Source organism: Microcoleus vaginatus PCC 9802, from assembly GCA_022701275.1.
GTDB lineage: Bacteria > Cyanobacteriota > Cyanobacteriia > Cyanobacteriales > Microcoleaceae > Microcoleus > Microcoleus vaginatus_A.
In genome coordinates this window covers 2,172,689-2,195,856 of record CP031740.1, presented here as the reverse complement: position 1 = coordinate 2,195,856, position 23,168 = coordinate 2,172,689, and the positions used below count along the sequence as shown (strand labels likewise).

General features: G+C 45.2%; 17 protein-coding genes, 1 tRNA gene and 6 pseudogenes. 8 read left to right on the top strand and 16 right to left on the bottom strand.

The genetic code is table 11. The annotated features are described in order from the left end of the window. Positions 1-77: 77 nt before the first annotated feature. On the top strand, positions 78-1,757 hold the full coding sequence (locus D0A34_09010) for a hypothetical protein (GenBank protein ID UNU18986.1): 1,680 nt from the start codon (positions 78-80) through the stop codon (positions 1,755-1,757). 64 nt (positions 1,758-1,821) lie between these two features. Here the strand turns inward: D0A34_09010 and D0A34_09005 are convergent, their stop codons facing one another. Then, positions 1,822-2,232, bottom strand: a complete 411-nt coding sequence (locus D0A34_09005; protein ID UNU18985.1) for a hypothetical protein — start codon at positions 2,230-2,232, stop codon at positions 1,822-1,824. A gap of 795 nt (positions 2,233-3,027) precedes the next feature. Between D0A34_09005 and D0A34_09000 the strand changes: the two genes are divergently transcribed. Then, positions 3,028-3,507: an Hsp20/alpha crystallin family protein gene (locus D0A34_09000; GenBank protein UNU18984.1), complete on the top strand. Its 480-nt coding sequence runs from the start codon at positions 3,028-3,030 to the stop codon at positions 3,505-3,507. Between the two features lie 742 nt (positions 3,508-4,249). After that, a pseudogene (locus tag D0A34_08995) lies at positions 4,250-5,094 on the top strand (IS630 family transposase). Between the two features lie 170 nt (positions 5,095-5,264). Here D0A34_08995 and D0A34_08990 read toward each other — a convergent pair. From D0A34_08990 to D0A34_08970, 5 genes are all read right to left on the bottom strand, one after another. Next, positions 5,265-5,495 (bottom strand): DUF3596 domain-containing protein, encoded by a 231-nt coding sequence (locus D0A34_08990; protein UNU18983.1) that lies wholly within the window; start codon positions 5,493-5,495, stop codon positions 5,265-5,267. Between the two features lie 133 nt (positions 5,496-5,628). After that, positions 5,629-5,702, bottom strand: a tRNA-Pro gene (locus D0A34_08985). A gap of 37 nt (positions 5,703-5,739) precedes the next feature. Then, on the bottom strand, positions 5,740-6,108 hold the full coding sequence (locus D0A34_08980) for a DUF1818 family protein (GenBank protein UNU18982.1): 369 nt from the start codon (positions 6,106-6,108) through the stop codon (positions 5,740-5,742). 149 nt (positions 6,109-6,257) lie between these two features. Then, the gene (locus tag D0A34_08975; protein UNU18981.1) at positions 6,258-6,902 is read right to left on the bottom strand and encodes a hypothetical protein; all 645 of its coding nucleotides are present in this window, start codon (positions 6,900-6,902) and stop codon (positions 6,258-6,260) included. A 248-nt stretch (positions 6,903-7,150) separates the two neighbouring features. Then, a complete protein-coding gene (locus D0A34_08970) occupies positions 7,151-7,381 on the bottom strand; it encodes a DNA-directed RNA polymerase subunit omega (GenBank protein ID UNU18980.1) in 231 nt (76 codons plus the stop codon). 80 nt (positions 7,382-7,461) lie between these two features. Here D0A34_08970 and D0A34_08965 point away from each other — a divergent pair, with 80 nt between their 5' ends. Continuing rightward, a complete protein-coding gene (locus tag D0A34_08965) occupies positions 7,462-8,154 on the top strand; it encodes a G-D-S-L family lipolytic protein (protein UNU18979.1) in 693 nt (230 codons plus the stop codon). Positions 8,155-8,314: 160 nt separating this feature from the next. Further along, positions 8,315-9,886 (top strand): DUF262 domain-containing protein, encoded by a 1,572-nt coding sequence (locus D0A34_08960; protein UNU18978.1) that lies wholly within the window; start codon positions 8,315-8,317, stop codon positions 9,884-9,886. A gap of 42 nt (positions 9,887-9,928) precedes the next feature. Here D0A34_08960 and D0A34_08955 read toward each other — a convergent pair. Beyond that, positions 9,929-10,147, bottom strand: a pseudogene (locus tag D0A34_08955) (amidase). Positions 10,148-10,259: 112 nt separating this feature from the next. Here D0A34_08955 and D0A34_08950 point away from each other — a divergent pair. Then, positions 10,260-11,403: pseudogene (locus tag D0A34_08950) on the top strand (IS4 family transposase). A gap of 17 nt (positions 11,404-11,420) precedes the next feature. On the opposite strand, the pseudogene D0A34_08945 reads toward D0A34_08950, so the two are convergent. Next, positions 11,421-12,119 (bottom strand): annotated as a pseudogene (locus tag D0A34_08945) (amidase). A gap of 170 nt (positions 12,120-12,289) precedes the next feature. Here D0A34_08945 and D0A34_08940 point away from each other — a divergent pair. Further along, a pseudogene (locus D0A34_08940) lies at positions 12,290-13,498 on the top strand (transposase). A 24-nt stretch (positions 13,499-13,522) separates the two neighbouring features. On the opposite strand, the pseudogene D0A34_08935 reads toward D0A34_08940, so the two are convergent. Continuing rightward, positions 13,523-14,098: pseudogene (locus D0A34_08935) on the bottom strand (amidase). A gap of 346 nt (positions 14,099-14,444) precedes the next feature. Between D0A34_08935 and D0A34_08930 the strand changes: the two are divergent. Beyond that, positions 14,445-15,698 (top strand): S-layer homology domain-containing protein, encoded by a 1,254-nt coding sequence (locus tag D0A34_08930; GenBank protein ID UNU18977.1) that lies wholly within the window; start codon positions 14,445-14,447, stop codon positions 15,696-15,698. Positions 15,699-15,826: 128 nt separating this feature from the next. Here D0A34_08930 and D0A34_08925 read toward each other — a convergent pair whose 3' ends face one another. From D0A34_08925 to D0A34_08895, 7 genes are all read right to left on the bottom strand, one after another. Further along, a complete protein-coding gene (locus D0A34_08925; GenBank protein ID UNU18976.1) occupies positions 15,827-16,336 on the bottom strand; it encodes a pentapeptide repeat-containing protein in 510 nt (169 codons plus the stop codon). 92 nt (positions 16,337-16,428) lie between these two features. Continuing rightward, entirely contained in the window at positions 16,429-17,775 is a 1,347-nt protein-coding gene (locus D0A34_08920) for a LytR family transcriptional regulator (GenBank protein ID UNU18975.1), read from the bottom strand. A 14-nt stretch (positions 17,776-17,789) separates the two neighbouring features. Continuing rightward, on the bottom strand, positions 17,790-18,137 hold the full coding sequence (locus D0A34_08915; protein UNU18974.1) for a hypothetical protein: 348 nt from the start codon (positions 18,135-18,137) through the stop codon (positions 17,790-17,792). 420 nt (positions 18,138-18,557) lie between these two features. Then, on the bottom strand, positions 18,558-19,733 hold the full coding sequence (locus D0A34_08910; GenBank protein UNU18973.1) for an aminotransferase class V-fold PLP-dependent enzyme: 1,176 nt from the start codon (positions 19,731-19,733) through the stop codon (positions 18,558-18,560). A gap of 56 nt (positions 19,734-19,789) precedes the next feature. After that, a complete protein-coding gene (locus D0A34_08905) occupies positions 19,790-20,395 on the bottom strand; it encodes a molybdenum cofactor guanylyltransferase (GenBank protein UNU18972.1) in 606 nt (201 codons plus the stop codon). A 145-nt stretch (positions 20,396-20,540) separates the two neighbouring features. Then, entirely contained in the window at positions 20,541-21,605 is a 1,065-nt protein-coding gene (locus D0A34_08900; protein UNU22227.1) for a hypothetical protein, read from the bottom strand. A 114-nt stretch (positions 21,606-21,719) separates the two neighbouring features. Next, positions 21,720-22,694, bottom strand: a complete 975-nt coding sequence (locus tag D0A34_08895; GenBank protein UNU18971.1) for a LysR family transcriptional regulator — start codon at positions 22,692-22,694, stop codon at positions 21,720-21,722. Positions 22,695-23,168 lie beyond the last annotated feature (474 nt).

Here is a 23,168-nt window from a genome sequence, read left to right as displayed (position 1 = left end):
CGATGTCTAGATTTTGTGGAACTATTATTAAAGTTTCCTCTTCTCCCTGTCAAATCTGACGTTAACCTGAGAAAAAAATGAATGAAACTTGGCAAGAGATAACTCAACCGGTATCGGGGCCAATAGCGGCTTTGTCCGATCGCATTTTGGCACAGGCCCAGCCCGGGAATGCCCTGACAGATGCAGAACGCGGAATTAACAATTTCCTTCAGGGCTCAAACATTGAAAATCTCCTCTGGGCCGTCGGTATCCTGCTAATTGGCTTGATAGTATCAGCCCTCGTCTCATCTGTAGTCGGGGGATTGCTCAAGAAGACTACGCTCGACAATCGGCTGGCGGCTTGGATTACCGGCCGACCGGAAGGAGCTGGAGCCCCGCAAGTGGAAAAATGGATTTCCACAGCGGTGTTCTGGATCATTTTTATCTTTTTCCTAATTGCCTTTTTCAACCGCCTGAATCTAACGGCTGTCTCGCAACCCCTCAATACTTTTCTTAATCAAATTACCGGTTTCTTGCCGAAGTTAGCCGGCGCGCTAATTTGGTTGGGCATTGCTTGGGTGTTGGCAACTGTAGCCAAAATGGCTGTATCGCGGGCGATGCGGACTTTTAGCGTGGACGAGCGCTTGAATCAGGAGGTGGGCAATGCGTCCACTGAGCGCCCTTTGCTGCTGAGCGATACTGTGGCGAATGCGCTGTACTGGTTCATTTTTCTGCTGTTTTTGCCGCTGATTCTCGACTCACTGGAAATGCAGCAGGCTCTGCTGCCGGTTAATAATTTACTCAACCAAATTCTGGCGGCAATTCCGAAAATTCTGGAAGCTGTGCTGATTGGGTTTGTGGGCTGGCTGCTGGCTATGGTGGTGCGGCGGATTGTCACGAATCTGTTGGCTGCTGCTGGGGCGGACGGTTTGGGCGCTCGGTTTGGAATTTCGCGGACTTCGGGCGGACAATCGCTGTCGTGGATTGTCGGGACGATCGTCTATGTTTTGATTTTGATTCCAACGGCGATCGCAGCTCTGAACGCTTTGGACATTCAGGCGATTTCGCAGCCGGCAATCGCGATGCTCAACACGATTCTGGGCGCGCTTCCCAACATTTTTACAGCAGCCCTAATTCTGGCGGTTGCTTACATTTTGGGCCGCTGGATCAGCGATTTGGTGACTAATATCCTGACGGGAATTGGCTTTAACAATGTCTTTTCTTGGTTGGGAGTGCAGCAGCCGAAACAGCGCCTGCGGCTACCGCCGAGTTCGATCGATCCCGACGCAACGATTCTTCAGGAACCGGAACTTCCGGCGGCCCGCACGCCTTCTGAGTTTGTCGGCATTGTGGTGCAGGTGGGCATCATGCTGTTTGCTGTGGTGGCGGCTACCGATGTGCTGGGGATTCCGGCACTGACGGCGATTGTCAGCGGTATTGTGCTGGTTGCAGGTCGGGTGCTGGCCGGTTTGGTGGTATTTGCGATCGGCTTGTATTTGGCGAATCTGGCGTTTAGTTTGATTGCCAGTTCTGGAACTCGCCAAGCGCGGCTTTTGGGCCAAACGGCTCGGATTGCGATTATTGCCTTTGTTTCGGCCTTGGCGCTGCAACAGATGGGCATTGGCAGCGATATTGTGAATTTGGCTTTCGGACTGCTGCTTGGGGCGATCGCAGTTGGTATTGCTCTAGCTTTTGGTTTGGGCGGGCGCGAGATTGCGGCCGACCAAATTCGCGAATGGTTAGCGTCGTTTAAACAAGATAAGACGCCGCGTTCGTAATTCTATAAAAGGCGTTTGTACTTGACAAACGCCTTTTTTTTATGATTATCGCTCTTCTGTCAGCCTAAGCACCGGAAAATAGACAATCAGGGGTAAAAGTCGTTTGAGCCATAGGACTGGCAAAGCAATTCATCAAAGAAATTAGCCTAGGAAATCCCAAAGATAATTGCGGAATTGGAAATATATTCAACCAGGCTTGGAGGAGATTGAAGTAGATAAATGGCTGGCTAATAATTAAGCGCCAATTATTTAGGAAATTTTTCCATCCCTTGGACAAATCCCAATTAGGAGGTTCTGAGAGCAGATTGATAACTGACTGACTAGGAAGATTCACAGGTGATGAATTTGAGTCTCTCCAAGGGGGCGCGAATAAACTGACCAATAAGTAAGCACTACTAACCAATTGCCACCATTTCTGAATACTTTCATAACGACTCAGACGAAAATCCGCCCATCCCAATTCATTTTTTATCATTTTTAGGGCATATTATACCCAATTTATACAGCCGTATATATTTCCGACATCTTTGTAGCTAAGGTCGGAAATTTCTGTCATCACATACCAAGTAGAGTTTGGCGGTAAAGTTTCGGGGCCCGTGCTAACTTCCAATATCTCCGATATCGTTTTTTTCCAAAAATTATGTCTCTTATAAAGCGCTCTTCTTGAGTTTTATCGAGAAGGAAGATAATGTGAGTCAAAACCCAGATGCCAACGGATTAGATAAGTGCGTCGGAAGGGGGCGTAGTCATCGCTCCCAAGTACAGCCATTGACTCTTACACAGTTTACAGAAGCGCTTTAGGCTCTTACTACATGGTTGAACTAACGACACATAGCCTCTTGGGCGATCGCGTGTTTAAGAGTGGGATTATGCGAGATCCCTCATACAGCGAGCGATGGCTATGGGAAAGCAGCGATTACCTGCTCTGCACGTCCTTACGCGCCTGCTACACATCACCCGCACCCTGTTTTGGGTACGGTTGGCAACACCGGCGATACTTCCGGCGACGCTTGCGCCGTGCAGGGTTCTGAGGCTGGCTCATCATGGCGTTGCTACAGCCTTTTCGGTTTCTAGGAATAGCTTTGTACGGTTTTCTTCACTGCCAAGTAATTCGGATTCTTTCACGTTCATTCTGGTAAATACGACCAACTTAGTGGGGTTTTCCTGGCTGTTCCTCCTACTTATAAAGCGCCATCATAATAACTGTAAGCAATGAGCTTCAGCCCAAACATTCGTTATAAAGTCTTACCAATCTTTGAGGTGACAGATTATGTTGATGCGCTATTGGCAACCCTTCACAGAAATTGAAACCATCCGCGAGCAACTCGATAAAGTTTTTGACCAACGGGCAACAACGAGAGATAACTCAGAAGCCGCTTGGATGCCCGCTCTGGAATTGGTTGATGCTGGGGACAACTTCGTATTAAAAGCGCAACTGCCTGGAATTGACCCCAAAGACATTGACGTTCAAGTCACTCGCGAAGCAATTTCTATCTCTGGCGAGCGTCGCTACGAAAACACAGAAGAAAAACCCCGCTACGTCCGCTCAGAATTCCGCTATGGCAAATTCCACCGGGTGCTTCCCTTGCCCGCACACATTCAAAATGACTCTGTGCAAGCTGAATACAAAGATGGCATTCTAACGCTAACCCTGCCCAAAGTGACTGAAGCTCGCAATAAAGTCGTCAAGATTAACTTGGCTCAAGTTGCTGGAGCTCCAGCAAATCCCGCTCTGGAACAGGCTAATTAATAACGATCGGCGTTTGGTGTACCGAATGGTGAACTCAGTACGCAGAAGGCTGTGCTTAATTGAGTGAGGCAAATTTTACCAAATTGAGCCTCATTGGATTTACCTAACAACAACGGAATTGGAAAAACTGATACCGGGAGCTACAATTGCTCTCGGTATTCTTTATTTGGGAAAGCCTTAGAAGAACTCCCTACAAGTGCCGTAAACCCGCACTAATTTCAGTTAGTCTGCAAATAAAAATCACGCTTGTCAACACCAATTTCATTGAGTCTGCGAAGCTACACAGCATTGGCGATCGCCTCTAATCACCGGCTTATCTGTAGTAAAGTAGCACAGCTAGACATACGCTGCTAGCTAAAGCGCGATCGTGCTTCAGTAAACCTGAAGAGTACCCCAACAGCATACTATAGCTAACTAGCTCTGTTGGCATCGGATTCCCTGAAACGGCATTATTTTTACCCGCTCTCCTTACATGACAACCAAGAACGTCAGAATTGTAGGTTACTTGCCACCAGAATACCACCAGGGGAAACTATTGAAACTGCTGCTTCCTTGAATAGAAGTGCTTCCTTCCAAGAATGGAGCAAGCGATGAGAGCCTGCTTTTCGGGCGTGGCAAAAGCAAGGCAACCTCTTCCATCCCTTGCATAATTGAGGTTCTGCTTTGGGGGGTTAGATATAGTCATTTCAAATAGGTATGAGAATATTAAAAAATGAACAAAAATCGTTAACGAGTTAGGAAAATTTCTTACAGCATAGATTTGAGAAAAAGAGTAGTGGACTAAGTAGAAAAGGGCGTTCGTCTCGCCCACGCTGCTGTCCTATTTAAGGTAGGAATAACAACGATATATCGGTGGCTCTGTCGGTCAGACATTTAAGCTACAAAGGTAAAAAGACGTAAGAGAAAACTAGATTGGAAGGCATTGGAAAAGGATGTTAAAAAGAATCCAGATGCCAGATTAATCGACATAGCCAAGAAGTTTGGGATCAGACCCAGTGCCCGATCTTATGCTCTTAAAGAAATGAAAATTACCCGAAAAAAAAGAACTTGGTTACCAGGAGAGAAACAGAAAAAAAAGAATGAAAGACTACTCTCCTCTCAGAGAATTGATTAAAGTATCGGGAAGTCAAAGTCTGGTTTTTCTTGATGAATCAGGATTTGAGTCGTTTCAAGATTGTGCTTAGGGCTGGTCCAAAAAAGAAAAAAAAATCTGGGGTGAAAAGTCCGGAAAACGGGGAAAAGAGAAAATCTAGTAGCAGGAAAACGGAAAGGAAAAAAGAACTTAATTGCCCCAAGGGTTTTTACGGGAAGCCTCAATGCAGAAGGCTTTGAAGGGTGGTTATCTTTATATTGATTACCCTCTCTAACAAAGCCATCTATATTAATCATGGATCATGCACCGATTATCGAAAAACAGCCATTGGAGAACTGGTAGACGAAACGGGTTATCCAGTTCTTTTTCTCCCGAACTATTCTCCCGACCGGAACGATATTGAACAGGATTTTAGGGCCTTAAAGCGAACCCGAATGTATGCTCCTCCTGGCACATCTTTAGATGAACTCATCTGTGCCTGCTGCGCTCAATAGTGTCTCTTTTTTATTTGAAATGACTATAAATCTGTAAGCAAAAGTAGCAGCAAAACTAGCCATATTGAACGGTTTAATAATAAGTTAAGACAAGGGATTTCGAGGTGAGGAGTGAAAAACTTTATCTTTTTATAAAAAATTATAAACTCATATTTGAGCCTTGTGGTATTTTATTCACCCTTATAACGAATCATTACATATTTAGGACTACCTGCCAGAGAGGGGTCAAAGTTGCCACTAGCCAGGTCGAGTTCAATTTGGCTGGCTTTCATCGAGGTGGCTTTGCGATCGACGATCGTATCCGGCAGACCGATGTACAGCCAAAAACGCTTGCACTGCCATGACCAAGCCAAAGGGAGTCGATTCTTAACAACCTGTACCGCCATGTAGCCGGAAGCCATATTTTCGGTATCTCAGTTTTATCTCACTTCTTGTCCGAGTATGGCTTAATTTGGCAGGATTTGGCAGTGTCTGAGCACAGGGTGAAAATCTACCAAAAATAATGGAATCCTTAGTGTATAAGGATTCCATCTATCGGAGCGGCGGGATTTGAACCCACGACCCCTACTACCCCAAAGTAGTGCGCTACCAAGCTGCGCTACGCCCCGACAGCTTTAACAGCTTAGCATAGAATTCCCGAAAAAGTCAAAAAACTTTTAAAACTTTTGCAGCCTGCACCAAAGTCGGAACCGCAGCCGTGGGCCAAAAACCCTCGCACCTCCTGCCAGCATTCAAGATCAATTGCAGGCTGTAAGCTTCGGGATAGCCTTCGACCTGCACCCACAGCAAGTCGCTTTCGGCTTCAATGGCGATTTTTTCCTCGTCCATTAACTCAGAGGCCATTTGACTCATTGTGCCTGCTAATTGCCCCAACAATCGGCAAAAATCGTTTAACTCAGCCTCTGTGAGTTCGATCGCCCAACCGTCGCCCGCCACCAAACCCTTAAACTCCTCCGCCTCCGGGTTCCATCCCAAACGCCACCCAACACCCGTTTTAATTACACGTTCCACCATTAAGGGATTTTAGATTTTAGATTTTAGATTTTGGATTTTAGATTAGTGGGGCTTACCCATAAATACGAAAGAAAACGGGTTTTTTACCTGTGTTAAAGGCTCAACAGCAATATTTCCGTAATAAAACTCGGTTTCTGTATCCATGAGTATTAAGGTGCCAGCAACTTCGCATCTCCCGGCTGCGGCTGCGGTATCTCCGGCGAATTCGATCGCCCTTGTGGTTTTTCCCCCGCCGGTGTGCGCCCACCCCCGGAATTCTCCGTAAAAACATCCACCAAAGCTTGAACCAAAGCATCGCGCTGTGCTCTATTTAACCTCTGAATAGCAGCGCGATCCTGTTCCATTGGATTTGAGCGCAAAACGTCTTTTCCCGGATACACGCTTTCTACCAAATAATCGGGAGTCGCCCCCAAATAGTCAGCTAAACTCAACTTCCAATCAAAGCGGTAATTGGGCGGCCGTCCTTTGACAAATACGTGATATCGAATCAACCGCCCGACTAAAGTATTGGTAGGATCGACTTTTCCCGTTTCTTGAGAAATGTAGTTATTTTCGATCGGGAAATCCGGTAATTTTTCGTACACCAATTTCCACGCATCTTGCACCCTCACTTGGGGTGACGCAGATTGTTGAGCCACCCGCTGCACTGAGGCCGACTCTGAACTCCGCAGCAGCGAAGGTTCCAAAGCCGACATACTCAGTTCCCCGGATTCCAATACCCAACTCAAAAGCGTGAAAATCGCCACAGTCAAAGTAACGAACAGAAAACTTAAGCCCTGCTTTAATCTATTCACGGTTTTGACAATAATTTCAAAAATAGAATAATTTCATAAACTTACCCCCAAGCAGATGTCCTAGTTTCTAATTTTAGGACTTAGGAAAAGAAACCCGGTTTAGGAAAATCAGAAGTTTGTCAACGAGACAGCTAAGAAGAAACCGGGTTTCTCGCCCTTGCCCGCTAGTCTAGTTTGAGAAAGTTTTGAGTGTGGAGTTTAAAAAAATTGCTCGCAATTCACCACTCAAAACCCAAAACTCCCGAAGTCTAGATGTCTCCGATAATTTCCGGCTGAGTCAGTTCGTCCGACATCTCAAATATCGCCCGCATTACAGGTTTCATTTGATGGTCGTCCATATTATCAAAATCTTCATAGCGACGGCGTTTTGCGCGGTTCGCCACCTGCACCGTAATCCGATAGCGGTTGGATGCACCGTTAATCAACTCTTCCGCCCGACGGGTTAGCTGAGTTGAATCGAAAGTTGGACGCTTAGCCATGAGACTCCCTACTTTATGTAATGTTACATTCTAGTCTAGTATGTCAAGATTCATAATTTATTAACTGAGTATCATTGCTTATGCAGGTAGCAACAGCCTATTCCTTTGGTCACTTGCATCGGGGAAATTCTCATCCCCTCAAATTGGTTGCTTTCGGTGACAGCTTAATCTACGGTTTCGGCGACGGTGTAGGCGGTGGCTGGGTGGAAAGATTGCGGCGCCAGTGGATGTTACCGGAGAGTGCAGGACACGTTTTATACAATTTGGGCGTTCGGGGCGATCGCACCTATCAAGTCTCCCAGCGGCTCGAAAACGAGTTTCGCCACCGTGGCGAGCTCAGAAACCGCGTCCCGGATGCGATTATTCTTTCCGTAGGCCTCAACGATTCGGCGAGAGTGCAGTCGCCTACCGGGCGCAGCTACACTGAGTTTGAACATTTTAAGACTGTTTTGGATAATTTATTAGACACTTCCAAACAACTTTGTCCGGTGATATTTGTCGGGATGGTGCCGGTGGATGAAAGTAAAATGCCTTTTCAAGATTGTTTGTATTACAGTCATGCTGACCAATATCGGTATAAGGAAGCAACGAAATTAGCTTGTGAGTTGCGGGGAATTCCCTATTTAGATATTTTTGATAAATGGCTCGCTCGGGGCAATATTTGGTGTAGTTCGTGTCTAACTTCCGATGGGCTTCATCCCAATGCAGCGGGCTATCAATCTTTATTTGAAGATGTGACCAGTTGGGAGCCGATCGCCTCTATTAGTCATTAGTTAGTATTCATCCGTCATCAGGGCTAACTTTCGCAGCATTCTGAACTGGCAATATGCCGCGTGATTCAGCAATCAAAATTGATCTGACTTGCAACGCTCAAACGGAACATTATCAAGCGAAAACTCAAGAAACACTAAGAAGTAACAATCGGTACTTAAAATGGCCAAATCATCCAAAAATGCTCCAGTTAGTCTAGATGCACTTATTCCCCGAGACGCATTTGAAATTAAAGATCAGCAAGAACGCAATATGGGAAGAAGTATCCTCACTATAGGTATTCGCGATCTAGAACAAAGTTCTTTCTTCTATCCGTTTTTGCGAAAACCGGATTTTCAAAGAGAAACTAATGAATGGGATGCCGAAAAAATATGCGAGTTTATTGAAAGTTTTTTAGATGGAGATTTAATCCCCGCAGTTATTCTTTGGCGAGGTAGTAGCCACTATTTTGTCGTTGATGGTTCTCATCGACTGAGTTCGTTACTTGCTTGGATTAATGATGATTATGGCGATGGTAAGATTTCTAAACAATTTTATGACGGCAACATCACTGACGAACAGAAAGAGGCCGCCAAAGAAACTCGCAAACTAATTAAAGAGAAAATAGGAGCTTACAAAGATTATCAATCATTGACTTCACAAGCAGGCCAAGTTAATCCTAAAATGCTGGAAAGAACCAGGAACTTAGGGGCCTCAGCGATTTCACTTCAATGGGTTGAAGGTGATGCTATGAAAGCGGAGGAATCTTTTTTCAAAATCAACCAGAAAGCAGCCCCGATTAGCGAGACTGAGATGAGGTTGCTACAAGCACGTAAAACACCCAATGGTGTAGCGGCGCGTGCGATCGTGAGAAGTGGTAATGGTCATAAATATTGGTCGGATTTCTCTGAAGAAAAACAGGATGAGATTGAAACAGTAGCGCAAGAAATACACCAACTTATATTTCAGCCCAAACTTTCAAATCCCATTAAAACATTAGATGTACCAATTGTGGGCAATCTTTCATCTTCGGATAAGCTGGAATTGATTTTAGAATTTATAAATATTGTCAATAACATATCAACCGATAATCAGTTGGGAGAAGATTCAACAGGCGATCAAACTATTGAGCTACTAAAGCAGTGCAAAAAAGTGGCTCAAAGAATTAATAGCAGCGATCCTTCATCTCTCGGTTTACATCCACTGGTATACTTTTATACTCAACAAGGAAAGCCAAAAATTGGTTCCTTTTATGGGGTGGTCAGTTTAATTTTACATTTACAAGAGACTAAATCCTGGTCTAAATTGATAAAGGTAAGAAAAGACTTTGAATGGGTAATTTGGAATTATGATATGGTTCCACAACTTGTTGCCAAGAAGAGTGACGCATTACAAGCTAGAGAGCTAGTGAGAGACTTCTACTTAGAAGTCATTAATAAGTTGTCAGGAGGTATAGATAAAAAGAATGTTATCACAGAAATAAGATCGGGCGATAAAAGATTTGCGACTCTGAAAATTCCAAAGAAAGCCGACACAGGTGAAATTCAGAGTAAAGAATTTTCTAGAGAAACCAAAGCATCTGCGTTTATCAGAGAGGCTCTACCAGGCTGGCCAGTTTGTAAAATTTGTGGAGGGTATCTGCCTAGCCGATTTAACAGTATCGACCATATTACAAGAAAAGCTGATGGGGGTTTAGGAACTTTAAAAAACGCACAATTAACTCACCCATACTGCAATACTACCTATAAAAATTGAAAAAAAATTGTATTCGAGTTAATCTTGACACACGACCCAAGATCAGTAACCAGGTGGGTGTTGCAAACTACCAACCACTTTGTCGATCGCTTCTGCGATCGCCAACAACTCCATTTCACGCCACCGCTTACCAACAATTTGCATTCCAATCGGTAAACCATTTTGAGTTTGTCCAATTGGAATTACCACCGCAGGATGTCCGCTCAGATTAGAAGGCATGGTGTAAGCCCCGTTTGCCACTGCATAAGGATAGGATCTGCCACTGGGGGGGTGACGACCCGCCCCAAACCCATAGTTAGTAAGGATTGAGCCAACTTGTGGTAAAAAAAGATAGGCAGCAGAGTTGTTACACGCTTGCCTATCCAAAAAAATAATGATACCAAGATTCTACCAGACTCATTTACAAAAACACCTGACGCCATCTCAGTTTTTGGTGATGACAATTTTGCTATCCTTGATGCAATCAGAAAAACAAGTGAGATTAGAGCGGCTCTCCCGAGTATTTCCCTGTCTAATTACAGCCGAAAGTCGGCGACGTAAATTACAAAGATTTTTAGATTTACCGAACTTAACAATCGAATTAATTTGGTTCCCATTAATTACTTATTGGTTGACCACTTATTGCCGTGTTGGTACTCGCTTATCAATCGCAATCGAGATCAGTCAATGGGGCTGTATTAATCTGTTCATGGTTAGCTTAATCTGGGAGCGAAGAGCAATTCCATTGTACTGGTCATTGTTGCCGAAATTGGGCAGCAGCAACTTCGAGGAACAAACTACAAATCTACAGCAAGTTTTACCATTGTTTTCAGAATATAAAGTCATCGTTTTAGGAGATCGTGAATTTTGTTCGGTCGATTTAGGAAACTGGCTGAAGGAAAAGGGTGTGTCTTTTTGCTTAAGAATAAAGAGGAATCATTCTATCGAAATAGAACATTTAGTTTGGCAGCGGTTAGATGAATTAGGAATAGTACTCTTAAACCTCTTTATATTTTCAAGGTAAAAGAGTTAGGAAAACTCGGCCTGCCACGGGATTTGATGTTGCTTGTAAGTGGAAAAGAAACTATGGAGCATGGAAGGTTGATGAAGCATGGTTTATTCTCACAGATTTAGGTTCATTATCGGCAGCTATCGATGCTTACAAGCAACGGATGGGCATTGAAGAAATGTTTAGAGATTGTAAAACAGGAGGCTACGCTCTGGAAGGAACTAGCTTAAAAGAAAATCGACTGATTAACATAATTCTGCTCATGACACTCGCCTACAGTTCGGCAATATTTGAAGGCACATCTCTTCGGAAAAAGCAGGTAGAAAAATATGTATGTCGGCGTCAAGAACCTAAAAAAAGATATCGAAGACGGAGTACATTTGGTGTTGGCTTAGATGGAGAAAAGTGGGTTAATTATCTCGAACAATATTCTGATGTGGTGGAACAGTTAATAAAGTTAACTCCAAATAAACGTCGCTTTTATCAACAAGGTATGCGGGCTGCAACCCTGATTCGGTCTATCTCCTAGGCCTCTTTGTCACCCCCCCAGGATCTGCCATTAACATCAACGGCACTCCAAGCGGGACGATGGGTAAACGCAGCGGTTGCCGCAACTGGACAAAGCCATACATCCCACGGTTCTAATGCCTCATCCATATCGGCAGTGAAGCGATCGCGCTGTGTTAGTGCCTCGAAATATCCTTTCAAACTTGGATTCAATATCTCAGGTAGGAATCTGCTGAAATCTCCCAATTTTCGGAGTTCCTTGTCGCCTTGGGTTGCGGTGCGGAAGATTAACTCTAAACTACGACGCAGGTTATATCTATCCTGCGGTTGAGCGTAGATAGTGAGGTACATTGAGATCCGTCCGTAGAGATTCAATATTTTTGAAAGGTCAAAGTCTTTGGGAAGCCAGCGTTCGGTTTGGACACCTGCCTCAGAGAGTGTCTGCACGATCGACTCCATAGCTGCTCGAATTTCAGAAGCAACGGGAACTTCGGGCCATTCATCGCTCCAAGCGATTTTGAGATCCTGCAAAGGCTTGCCAGAGGGTCTATCGAGGGGAATCGGCGGGACATCAGGGCGTCGCCGATCCGCGCCTGCAATTAAGGAAAAACATAGCCGGATGTCTTCGAGCGATCGTGCAAAACAGCCAACGGTCATCATTTGCCGAATAGACAGTGGCATTCCCGGCACTTCAGGAATCTGCCCTGCTGTAGAAATACGGCGATCTGTCGGCTTTAACTTTTGAGGGGGTTTGGGGGAGCGATAAGTCCCAGGCTGTACCCTTTGGGTCAGCGTTGGGATACATGGACACCCCAAGCAAATTTTATCCGGTCAAACAGGCGTAAAATTTGCCAACTCGGGTGACTTTTTATCAGGAATGTATATAATCCTAAAAGGAGGTGGAAGCAATGCAACATCAAGCCGTCAAAGTTAGACTGTATCCAACAATTGAACAACAGACGATATTAGCTCAGCACTTTGGCTGTTCTCGCTGGTGGTGGAATTACGCACTCAATATGTGTATTGAAACCTACAAAAATACGGGTAAAGGCTTGACTCAAATTGCATTGAACAAACTCCTACCAAATCTCAAAAAACAAGAAGAAACACAATGGTTGTCGGAGTGTTACTCTCAAGTTTTGCAATCCACTACGCTCAACTTGGTAACTGCTTACAAAAACTTTTTTGAATCCCGGGCAAAATACCCTAGATTCAAATCAAAAAAAAATAGGCAGTCAATTCAGTACCCGCAATCAGTCAAACTTGTTGACGAGTTTATCAAGTTTCCCGGTCGTGTCGGCATTGTCAAAGCCAAGTTACATCGACCGATCGAGGGAACTATCAAAACCGTAACCGTCAGTGTTACTCCTTCAGGGAAATACTATGCCTCTGTGCTGACAGAAGTCGAAGGAGACAAACCAGTTGCAAGCACCGGTGGAAAAGTTGCAGGAATTGACTTGGGATTGAAAGATTTTGCGATTGTCAATGATGGCATCAAGACATCTAAATATCCTAACCCTAAGCATTTAGCAAAACACGAACGCAACCTCAAAAGAAAACACCAAAAACTAGCAAGAAAGGAGAAAGGAAGCAAGTCGAGAGATCAAGCCAGGAAACTGGTGGCTAGGGTTCACGAACGAATTAGCAATGTCCGTCAAGACTACTTGCATAAGCTATCTAGAAGGCTTGTTGACGATAACCAAGTCATCGTAGTCGAAAACCTTCACGTTAAGGGCATGGTTCGCAACCACAAACTAGCTCAAGCAATTTCTGATGTAGGTTGGGGAATATTTGTCAATTTCTTGCGTTACAAGCTAGATCGCGAAGGCAAAGTGTTGGTAGAGATTGACCGATGGTTCCCTAGCTCGAAACTCTGCTCAAATTGCCACTATCAGGTGAATGAAATGCCATTAGATGTTAGGACATGGACTTGTCCTAGTTGTGGTACTCATCACGATAGGGATGGAAACGCCTCAATAAATATCAGAGCAGAAGGAATCAGAATGCTATCGGTCTTGGGAGCCAGGACTGCTGCTGATGGAGGGGATGTGAGCCCGAAACTGGGACGCAAGTCCAAGTTGACGCAATCCCCGTTGAAGTCAGAAGCTCACGCTGTACCTTTATGTCAGCGCTGGCTAGTTCACACCATATATGCCGCAGAAATGAGCAGGCTGACGCACCGAACCCCCGAAATCGTTGCCCAAATCTAACGGTGAAAGTCCTGCGGCGACAGCAGCGGCACTCCCTCCAGAACTGCCACCAGGTGTGTAGTCTAGATGCCAAGGATTATTCACCCGTGGAAACAGAGAATTTGTGCTTTGATAATCGGCCGCCAGTTCCGCCATGTTGGTTTTTCCCATAATGACGGCACCTGCTGCCCGCAATCTCGCAACAGCAGTTGCATCCTGTTGAGGCACATAATCTTTGAGGGGAATATAGCCTGCTGTGGTGCGGAGTCCGGCTGTTTCAAAAATGTCTTTAATCGTGATGGGAACCCCATGTAAAGCACCCCAGTTTTCTCCTCTGGCTAGGGCTTCATCCGCAAGTTTTGCTCTAGTACGGGCATTGTCTTCATCCAGCGTACAAATGGCGTTTAGTTTCGAGTTGTGCTTTGCGATTTGAGTAAGGTAAGCGTCGAGAACTTCGACGGCAGAGACTTCGCGATCGCGAATCATTCGCGCTAGCTGATGGGCAGAGGCAAACGTCAGGCTACTCATAAGCAACAAACAGGTATTTCTCGATCGAGTCAATTATATTCACTTTTAGATAATTTAGTTAACTAATATCAAACGGCTTTGTCCCTAAATCCTGTTAATTGCAGACACAAGGTAGATAAGGGAGATAAGCAACATAAGGATTTTAAGGAATTTAAGCATTTTAAAATTCCACACTAAGAATAAAAATATTTATTTTAAAAGACCGTATCTTCCCCGCACAAGAAGTATTATTTTTCAATAATGATTACATAACTGAGGGAAAGAGCAAGTTGGACAGGAATCAATCAGCCTAGCAAAAGCTTAGTTCTCCTCAATAAAAAAATTGTGTAAATTGGAGAATCAAAAAATGTCTGTATTACATCGCATCAAATCCGGTACATCTGTTTTATTAACCTTGGGAACCGTTGCCGGAACCGCAGCGCCGATGCTAGCTCCCGCGCCTTCTTTTGCTCAGACAGCTTTTTCGGATGTTAATAATAACTACTGGGCAAAATATTTTATTCAAGATTTGTCAGAAAGAGGAATTATCAAAGGATTTCCCGATGGCAGTTTTCGCCCGGATGCACCGGTAACACGGGCTGAATTCGCGGCAATGATCCGTTCTGTGAAAAAGGCAAAAACCCGCGCTGCTGTAAGGTTTGCCGATGTTCCGTCTAATTTTTGGGCAAGCGGGGCGATCGCAGAAGCTTACGAAATGGGATGGATGTCTGGCTATCCCGGCAATGTTTTCAGGCCGACACAGCAGATTCCTCGCGTTCAAGTTGTAGTCGCTTTGAATAACGGCATGGGCTATGAGCCTAAGTGCGATTTTCAAGATGTTCTCAGCTACTATAATGATGCGGGTGAGATTCAAAGTTATGCTGTTAAAAGCGTTGCTGCTGCTACTGAAAAACAGTTGGTTGTCAGCTATCCCAGTCCTAAATCTCTCAAACCCAACAAGTCAGCAACGCGAGCTGAAGTAGCTGCTTTTATCTATCAAACATTAGTGAGTACCAATCAAGCAAGAGCAATTAATTCTCCTTACATTGCTAAGATTGATGTTAGCGAATCTGTTGCTGTGCAAATTCCCAGGGGGGTGACTATCCCCATTGAGTACACAAAAGGCAAGATTTTGCTCGGCCCCAATGACAAGTCTCCGATTACGCTGACTGTAGCTGCGGATATCACGGGGGATAATGGCCAAGTGCTGATACCCGAAGGCTCGAAAATTAGCGGCGAATTGCGATCGACTGCTTCGGGCGTTCAGTTTGTGGCTCAAGAATTAAGCATCATCAACGGCAGCAGAGTGCCTCTCAATGCCACTTCGCAAGTGATTACTAAGAAAGAAACTGTTACCAAGGGCGTTAATGTTGGTAATCTGGTTAAGAATACGGCGTTGGGTGCAGCAGCAGCGGCGGCCATCGCAGGTGTTACGGGCGATCGGGCGATCGCGACTGAAGAGGTGCTCGGCGGTGCGGGAATCGGGACTTTGATCGGAGTGTTTTTGGGTCGAGATAAAGTCGATTTGTATGCTGTTAATCCTGACACCGATTTAGATTTGCTTTTGAATTCCGATTTGGTAGTTGGTACTGCCAGCACAGACATTTGTAGCGCTCGATAGAGCCGATACTTGGAAATTTCCCCAAACCCCTCGCCTTGCAGCAGAGGGGCTTTAATGTGTGTATTTTATCTCGCTACAGGTGCATCTAATCAAATAATTAGTCAGGGATTTTCTTTAAGTGTGAATTTCTACGGACATCCCAAACTTTCTCGGGTAGAAACTCCCGTCGCGGGATTGACACCATCTGCTTTCTCGCACAGGATACTCACTTGATAAGCGTCGATAATCGCGTCAGTAAAATCAGCGCCGGAAATGGCAGCATCAAAAAACCGAGTTCGAGTCATAATTGCCTCGGAAAAATTAGCATTTGTCAAATTAGCGCCGTCGAATGTAACTCTATCTGCCAAAGCACCGGAGAGGTTGGCACCTGACAAGTTGGCATTCAGCAAAACTCCCTTAGTCAAAATCGCATTAGTTAAATCAGCACCTTGAAAATTTGTTCCCCGCATTTCGGCTGCGACAAATGTTCCCCCCGCTAAATCAGAGTTGGAAAAATCGCGATCGGACAAATTAATATTTGTGTAATTAATACTTGTTTTCGGCAGGGCAAATGCCGGAGTTGCGCTCAGCAGCACCCACCCCAAAGCCAACACTAAACTTAAAACCAAGCTCAGGAAAATTCGGAAGACACTTTTCATGATGATGGGAATGGGGAATGGGGAATGGGGAATGGGGCATTGGGCATTTTTGACTGTTGACTGTTGACAACTAACAACTGACTAATAAGTAATTAAAATCGTTTTACCCAATCTTCGCCAACGCGAAGTGTCAAGTCAGAATTGATTTCACCGGTAGAAGATGCTTCAATTTTACCGCCGCCTAACTCTTTTTGCAGTAGATTGGCTGCCTCTAAATCGCCTTGCTGAACAATAATTTGACTGTGACGCTGCTTCTCGGGCGAATCCTGCACTACAGATACATTAAAAAAGCCCTTTTTTGTGAGAAACTCACCAACGGTTTTGGCGGCTGTCGGTTTGCTAGAAGCGTTTTGGACAGCTATTTTGAGGTTTTTGGGCAAAGCAGACTCGGTTGTGTTGCGAAATCGTCCTTGTGCAAAATCCGGCACGCCCGGGTTTAAATATTGTGCGATAATGCGATCGAGCCCGACCACATCTACAATCCAATAACTCCTCAAATCCCCTTGTTCTGGACTAGAACTTCCAGGCAACATTACCATTTTAAAATTCTCTCGCTCCAATTGCAAACCAAAATTTGCCAGCGTCAATATTTCCTCATAATTTAGGTTTGTATCCACATATTTTTGCATCAATCGAACAATTTGTGGCAAGCGCACCAATACTGATGGACTTGCGAGGCGGTCCCGAATAGCTTGAATTAAAGATTGCTGCCGCTGAATGCGGCCGATATCTCCTAAACCGTCGTTGCGAAATCGAGCAAATTGTTCTGCTTGTTCTCCGTTGAGAGTTTGCCATCCCTTGGCTAAGTTTATTTTTAACTTTTGGGCGCTATCTGTATAGGACATCGCGCGAGGTACAAATACCTCAACTCCACCCAACAAATCGACTAATTCCCGAAACGCACTGCTGCTGACTCGCACGTATCGTTCAATTTTCGTATTGTTCAGCATACTGCTAACTAATTGCGTCGCCAAAGCTGCTCCTCCCGTAGCATTGGCTTCGCTAATTTTGCTGAAGCTCATTCCGGGAACTTCGACTTTAGTATCTCGTGGAACTGAAAGCAAACTAATAGATTTATCTCTAGGATCGAGGTGGAATAAGAGTATTGTATCGCTGCGACCGTTAAATATCTTAGGGCCGACGGCAGGTTCCGGCACGCCGTCAATTCCCAATATCAAGATATTAACTGACCGCGACAGGCGGTATCCAGAGCGGTTGGAGGATAGATAGTCAAAGCCAGTCGCCTCTAATACTCTATTGATAATTGGGGGTTCCACGGGAGCTAACAGGGCAGTAATTGCCCCCATTGTGGCCGAGATGGCGGCGGTGAAGACTAGGAAAAATACCCCCACTACATATACGAAGAACTTAGGCTTTTTTCGAGATGTTTGATCGACTCGTTCAACAAAGTTTCTTTTAAAAATTGACAAGTTTTTCATTGACTTGCTGTTGGTTATTGCAGTTTTTCAGCTTTGCAGTAAAACTTGGGCGGTGCTTCTGGAAAGTATTTGAGCAAAGCCGGACACAGCCAGCCTTCGAGATTTTTCGATTCCCACCGATACCAGTTACCGCCGTATTCTGCTTTCAACCACAGCATTTCTGCTTGATATCCGGGAAATGGATTGGCTGAAAATAAAAGTCGGAAACCTTGAGCGGCATTGGGAATGTCTGCGACAAGCGTGTTAATCATTTCGGGGACGCCCTGAACAAATGGTTCTCGGACAAGCCCGACTCGCTCGTCGTCAAAAACCCAGGTGTACTGTTGGCGATAGGGGTAAATTACCATCATGGCATTGGACATGGTATTTTCCTCTTTTTATTTCGTTTGTTTTGTCAGCCAAAATGCAAGTGTGGATACATTATATTCTGTTGCGCGGAACTTGTGTACTATCCGGTTTGACCACCCTGTTTTAACTTAGGAAATTTTGCGGGTTATGTACAAAATTTATTCGGTTTGGGCGGATTGGCGTAATCGATGGCTCTCGGGCTTTAGAGGAGTTTTTTGTGTGTTTTTTGTTTAGGTAAATGGTAGCCAAGTTAAAGAAAATTAAAGGTAATTCCTTGCAGGATTTTTCCTTCTAATTATGCCTAGTTTTATAACACTTATTACCTTGGTAGTAAGGAATAGTCTTTATTCACCAAAACTATGAGAGCCGACACCCTAACTACAAACCTATAACTGTTTGTAGCTGGGTGTTAGGTTTTTTTTTGAAGCTCCCCCTCAACTTCTCGTCAGCTCAACCAGCGCCTTAGCCAAATATTGATACTGTGGCAAAGTATTGTATAACTGAGCCGAAATCCTCACCAACTGCTTACTAGCATTCGGCCAAGGAATCACCGGAACTTCAATTTTAAAAATCTCCCACAGCGCCTCTTGCAAAGGTGGAATTCCTCCCTTTGCAACCACATCAGACTGAGAGTCTGCCAATGGCACAACAGCCATAGAACCCACCATTTCATCAGGACAAGGCAGCCGCAAATCTAATTTGTCCGCCAATATTTTTCTCCCCGCCAACGCCAAAGCATGATTTTTGGCCCTCAATTCCGGCCAGCCGCCACTCAACAAAGAACCCATAAAATCAATAGCCACAGGCACGCACAAATAAGGACTCGGATCGACAGTTCCCATCCAGTCAAACTCTAATTGAAAGCGCGATTTATCAGCGCGGGGCGAGTTAGCGCCGTGACTGATCGTAGTTGGCCGAATGGCATCTTGCTTGTCGCGCCGCACGTATAAAAAGCCTGCACCTTTGGGCGCGCACAGCCATTTGTGGCAATTTCCCGTATAGTAAGCCGCCCCAATTTCATCTAAATTCAGGGCTACCATTCCCGGCGCGTGAGCTCCGTCTACTAATACATCCACGCCACGGTTAGCTAACTCGCCGACTAACTGTTTGATGGGAAAGATTAAACCTGTTTGGCTCACAACGTGGTCTAATAAGGCTAACTTTGTTTGCGGTGAAACGCACTTAATTATTGCTTCAATAATTTGTTCGGGCGACTCAATTGGAAAGGGAACTTCTGCTACTATTACTTTAGCCCCTGTACGCTCGGCTACAAAATTAAGTGTGTTGCGGCAAGCGTTGTATTCCTGATTTGTAGTTAGCAATTCGTCGCCCGGAGCAAAACAGAGCGATCGCAAAACTGCATTTACTCCCGTCGTCGCATTCGGCACAAACGCCAAGTCATCCTCACTCGCACCAATAAATGCTGCTAACTGATTTCTTGCATTATCCAACAATGGTTCAAATTCCCGCAGTAAAAAGCGCAATGGTTCTCTTTCCAGTTGTTCTCGAAAAATGGTTTGCGCTTCCAGTACGGGAATCGGACAAGCCCCAAAAGAGCCGTGATTGAGGAAAGTTATATTGCGATCGAGCAACCAATATGCGTTAATCATTAGTAATTAGTAATTAGTCATTAGTCATTAGTCAGTTAACTGTCAACAGTCAACAGTCAACCGTTAACCATTTTACCTTTTAATTTCTCAAACTCTTCTAATGTATTGCAATTCGATAACATTACTGCTTCTCGTTCCCTTACAGGTAGAGGGATTGCGGGGATTTGATTTAACCACACTTGAAAGGAACGTCCCCCTTTGTCAATAAAACTTTGCAAGCTGGGCAGAGATTGTTGGCGGTAGAAGCCGCACAAAGGCTCCCAGCGCGAATTTTGATAAGGCACAACTGCTAAAGTTGATGGGGGAAATTCGCTTAACTGACTTGCCCACTTCTGGATAATCTGGGCATCCAACAAAGGCAAATCGCAAGCTAACAGTAAAATCCACTCGGCGACTATTTCTTTCAATCCCTGAGTCAATGCCACCAAGGGCCCGGAGCCGGGATTGTACTCTACCAGAAATTGGGATGTTTCGGTTAAGGTCGATCGATAGCGATCGGGCCAAGCAGTCAGAACATAAACTGCTGGCGTTATAACTGTGGCAACTTCCAACGCCCGCTGCAATAGGGATTTGCCCTCAATTTCCAGCAGAGCTTTATCCCTACCCATCCGCGAACTTTGACCGCCTGCAAGCACAATTACAGCAATTTTATGATGAGTCATTGGGAAGAAGGAAGAAGGAAGAGGGAAGAAGGAAGAGGGAAGAAGGAAGAGGGAAGAAGGAAGAAAAATTTCTCCATGTAGGGTGCTGTGTACAAAACCTGCTCAATGTAGGTTCCCACTGCACACAAAACCTGATTAATCATTTTCAACTAAAAACACTAACGGCTTGGCTAACTTCCTCAAGTTTTTGCACGACTTGACCGTTACTCAATAAAGTTTCTGCCTGAATCAAACCCGAGTTCATATCCAAACAAACTCCGCTGCGCCACAGATAAAATCCGCCGTTCCAGATAGCCGACTGCATCAATTCGGAGGGTTTTCCCAACAACACTTCCTGCATTTGTTTTAATAACTCAGGGGCTGATTCAAAGGCAGGATTGGTGCTGCTAAAACCGTAATCTCCGTGGGCCAAAAGCACTCGCTCGAACTTAGTGTCCGGCTTAGCAATGCCGATAATCGCAGTACGATCGCGCGGCAAATCGCAGCTTCCCTCCAATCCTTTGACAGTGGTATAATTTTTGATTCCCCGCAACTCAAAGGCTTTTTGAAACATACCTTCTGTCGGCGGGTGGACGTAGCCGGAGATGACGTTAACGTCGCCGGCACAGGGACACCACATCAACTCCATTGTCGAAAAAGGTGGCCGTTTGCCGATTTCGCGGCGGTAGGGAACTAAAGCGGTGGCTTGAGGAAAATGCTTGGGAAGGTAAACAAAACCTAAACCGGTACTGTCAAAAACTTGCTGGACTTTTTCTAAACTCAGTTTTCTCCAGTCAACTCCCAAACCGCGCCAAATTTCAATCAGGGGAATGCCTTCTTTGGTTGGCATAGTATCCCCCCCGTGCATGAGGGTTGGCACGCCAGAGGCTGCTAAAATTAAGGCTGTTAAAGGGCTAATTGGAGCCGTGCGCGATCGCCCGTCGTAAGGAACGCCAAACACGGCGACGGTAGAGACGGAAAACCCTTTTTCTCGGTTTGGGGGGGCAAGCATAGGCCCCAATTCTTCATAAGCATCGAGCATTCCGGCTAATTCTTCGCCAGTGGGCCGTTTAATGCGGTGGGAAATCATAAAAGCTCCAATTTGAGCCGGTGTTGCTTCCCCCAGCAGCATCATCCGCGTGGCTGCTGCTGCTTCGGAGCGAGTTAAGTTTTCTCCTGTGTGTATGCCGCTGCCAATTTTTCGCAGCAATTCTCTAAATGCGTCACTCATAACTTTTGAAGTTGGTAATTGGTAGTTGGTAGTTAGTAATTGGTAGTTAGTAATTGGTAATATTTGAATCGTTTTAAATTTAAAATTCCGAACTCTCAATTCAAAATTATCGAATTAACTCCCTGATTTTTCTAGCTTGATTACATCAAATGGTGGCACAAATTCGCGTACCAGATTCCAGAAATGGGCGATCGGCGGAATTTGCATTCGATCGTGAGTTGTCACCAACACCACTTCGCGAGTCCAAGTCGGATCGGTCGCCAATTGACCGATTGCCGAAACCTTGGAAGTTGACCGCTCTTGGGCGATCGACCGAATTGCTAAAGTGCGATCGCCCTTCGCGTCCACCAAAGCTGAATGCGGCAGCAAAGCAATCAATTCTCCCTGTCGCACCACACCCCGAAAAGCATCAAGAGTGTTGAGTTCCAAAACAGCATGAAGTTTAGCACCCATGCGTCCAAATTGTTCTTGCACCATCCGCTGCATTCCGTACCCGTCCTTAAACACCACTTGCGGGTAACAAATCAATTCCGGCCAAGGTACTCGATCATACTGGGCCAGGGGATGACCCGCCGCCATCAACACCTCGATCGGCTCATTGTAGAGCACCTCAACCAACATTTCCGGGGCTTGAGTAAAATAGCGGTTGTTCATCACCACCGCTATGTCCACCAAACCGTCTTTGAGGACTTTCAGAGCTCGATCACTCCCGAGGGAAGTCACCCGCAACTGCACGTCTGGATAGTCGCGGCAAAACTTTTGCAGCACAGGCGGCAGATAAGCAGCGCAAACCGAGTGAATCGCAGCCACGCACAGTTCCGGCTGCTTTCCCGACAACAAGTCTCCCAATTCTTCAGCAGCATTTCGCCAAGTCTGACAGATTTTGCGAGCGTGAGGTAGCAGGCGTTCCCCTCCCACAGTCAGCTTCGCGTGGGCCGTGCGGTGAAACAGCGACAAACCCACTTCCGCTTCTAATCCCTGCACTTGGCGGCTAATAGTCGATTGGGTAACGCCACACTTCCGGGCCGCTTGCTGAAAGCTACCAGTTTCAGCAACTGAAAGAAATGCTTGAAGCTGCTCTAAGCGCATGGATGTTTAATTCGAGATGGTTTCAGAAATTTCACTGGAAGATAATCTGTGACATTAACCGATTTAGTAGAAGAATTTAGTAGACTTTGATACAGGTAGAGATTAGTTTTGATTCCGGGGCGAGAGGCGGGGATGCTTGGCTCTATGAATCAATTTGCTCGGGTAGGATTTATGAGCGCCCAAGTAGAGGTCGATTCTCCAATGTTGAAGGGATTTATGAATCTGCAAAATCCTCAAAAAATCGATTAAATAAAGATAAATTAATCGATTCTTGTAAGATTGTAACTAAACGGTTGGAATGAACTGCACACTCAGAATCGCTTCATCAATTGCGCTAAATTGCTTGGTTTATCCCTATGCTTGGGACTCTAAAACTAGCCTTAAATTTCTTACCTCCTTGGGCATTATAGTACCTGACTCTCCCTAAACCTCTCAATAAATGTACGAATATTGCAGGCAGGTTAAAACCTGTAG

Excerpts from the sequence above, each read along its gene's own strand:
- D0A34_08925 (UNU18976.1), bottom strand. The coding sequence starts at position 16,336 with ATGAAAAGTGTCTTCCGAATTTTCCTGAGCTTGGTTTTAAGTTTAGTG.
- D0A34_08895 (UNU18971.1), bottom strand. The coding sequence starts at position 22,694 with ATGCGCTTAGAGCAGCTTCAAGCATTTCTTTCAGTTGCTGAAACTGGT.
- D0A34_09010 (UNU18986.1), top strand. The coding sequence starts at position 78 with ATGAATGAAACTTGGCAAGAGATAACTCAACCGGTATCGGGGCCAATA.
- D0A34_08920 (UNU18975.1), bottom strand. The coding sequence starts at position 17,775 with ATGAAAAACTTGTCAATTTTTAAAAGAAACTTTGTTGAACGAGTCGAT.
- D0A34_08905 (UNU18972.1), bottom strand. The coding sequence starts at position 20,395 with ATGACTCATCATAAAATTGCTGTAATTGTGCTTGCAGGCGGTCAAAGT.
- D0A34_08910 (UNU18973.1), bottom strand. The coding sequence starts at position 19,733 with ATGATTAACGCATATTGGTTGCTCGATCGCAATATAACTTTCCTCAAT.
- D0A34_08965 (UNU18979.1), top strand. The coding sequence starts at position 7,462 with ATGCAGGTAGCAACAGCCTATTCCTTTGGTCACTTGCATCGGGGAAAT.
- D0A34_08930 (UNU18977.1), top strand. The coding sequence starts at position 14,445 with ATGTCTGTATTACATCGCATCAAATCCGGTACATCTGTTTTATTAACC.
- D0A34_09000 (UNU18984.1), top strand. The coding sequence starts at position 3,028 with ATGTTGATGCGCTATTGGCAACCCTTCACAGAAATTGAAACCATCCGC.
- D0A34_09005 (UNU18985.1), bottom strand. The coding sequence starts at position 2,232 with ATGATAAAAAATGAATTGGGATGGGCGGATTTTCGTCTGAGTCGTTAT.
- D0A34_08915 (UNU18974.1), bottom strand. The coding sequence starts at position 18,137 with ATGTCCAATGCCATGATGGTAATTTACCCCTATCGCCAACAGTACACC.
- D0A34_08990 (UNU18983.1), bottom strand. The coding sequence starts at position 5,495 with ATGGCTTCCGGCTACATGGCGGTACAGGTTGTTAAGAATCGACTCCCT.
- D0A34_08980 (UNU18982.1), bottom strand. The coding sequence starts at position 6,108 with ATGGTGGAACGTGTAATTAAAACGGGTGTTGGGTGGCGTTTGGGATGG.
- D0A34_08900 (UNU22227.1), bottom strand. The coding sequence starts at position 21,605 with ATGAGTGACGCATTTAGAGAATTGCTGCGAAAAATTGGCAGCGGCATA.
- D0A34_08960 (UNU18978.1), top strand. The coding sequence starts at position 8,315 with ATGGCCAAATCATCCAAAAATGCTCCAGTTAGTCTAGATGCACTTATT.
- D0A34_08970 (UNU18980.1), bottom strand. The coding sequence starts at position 7,381 with ATGGCTAAGCGTCCAACTTTCGATTCAACTCAGCTAACCCGTCGGGCG.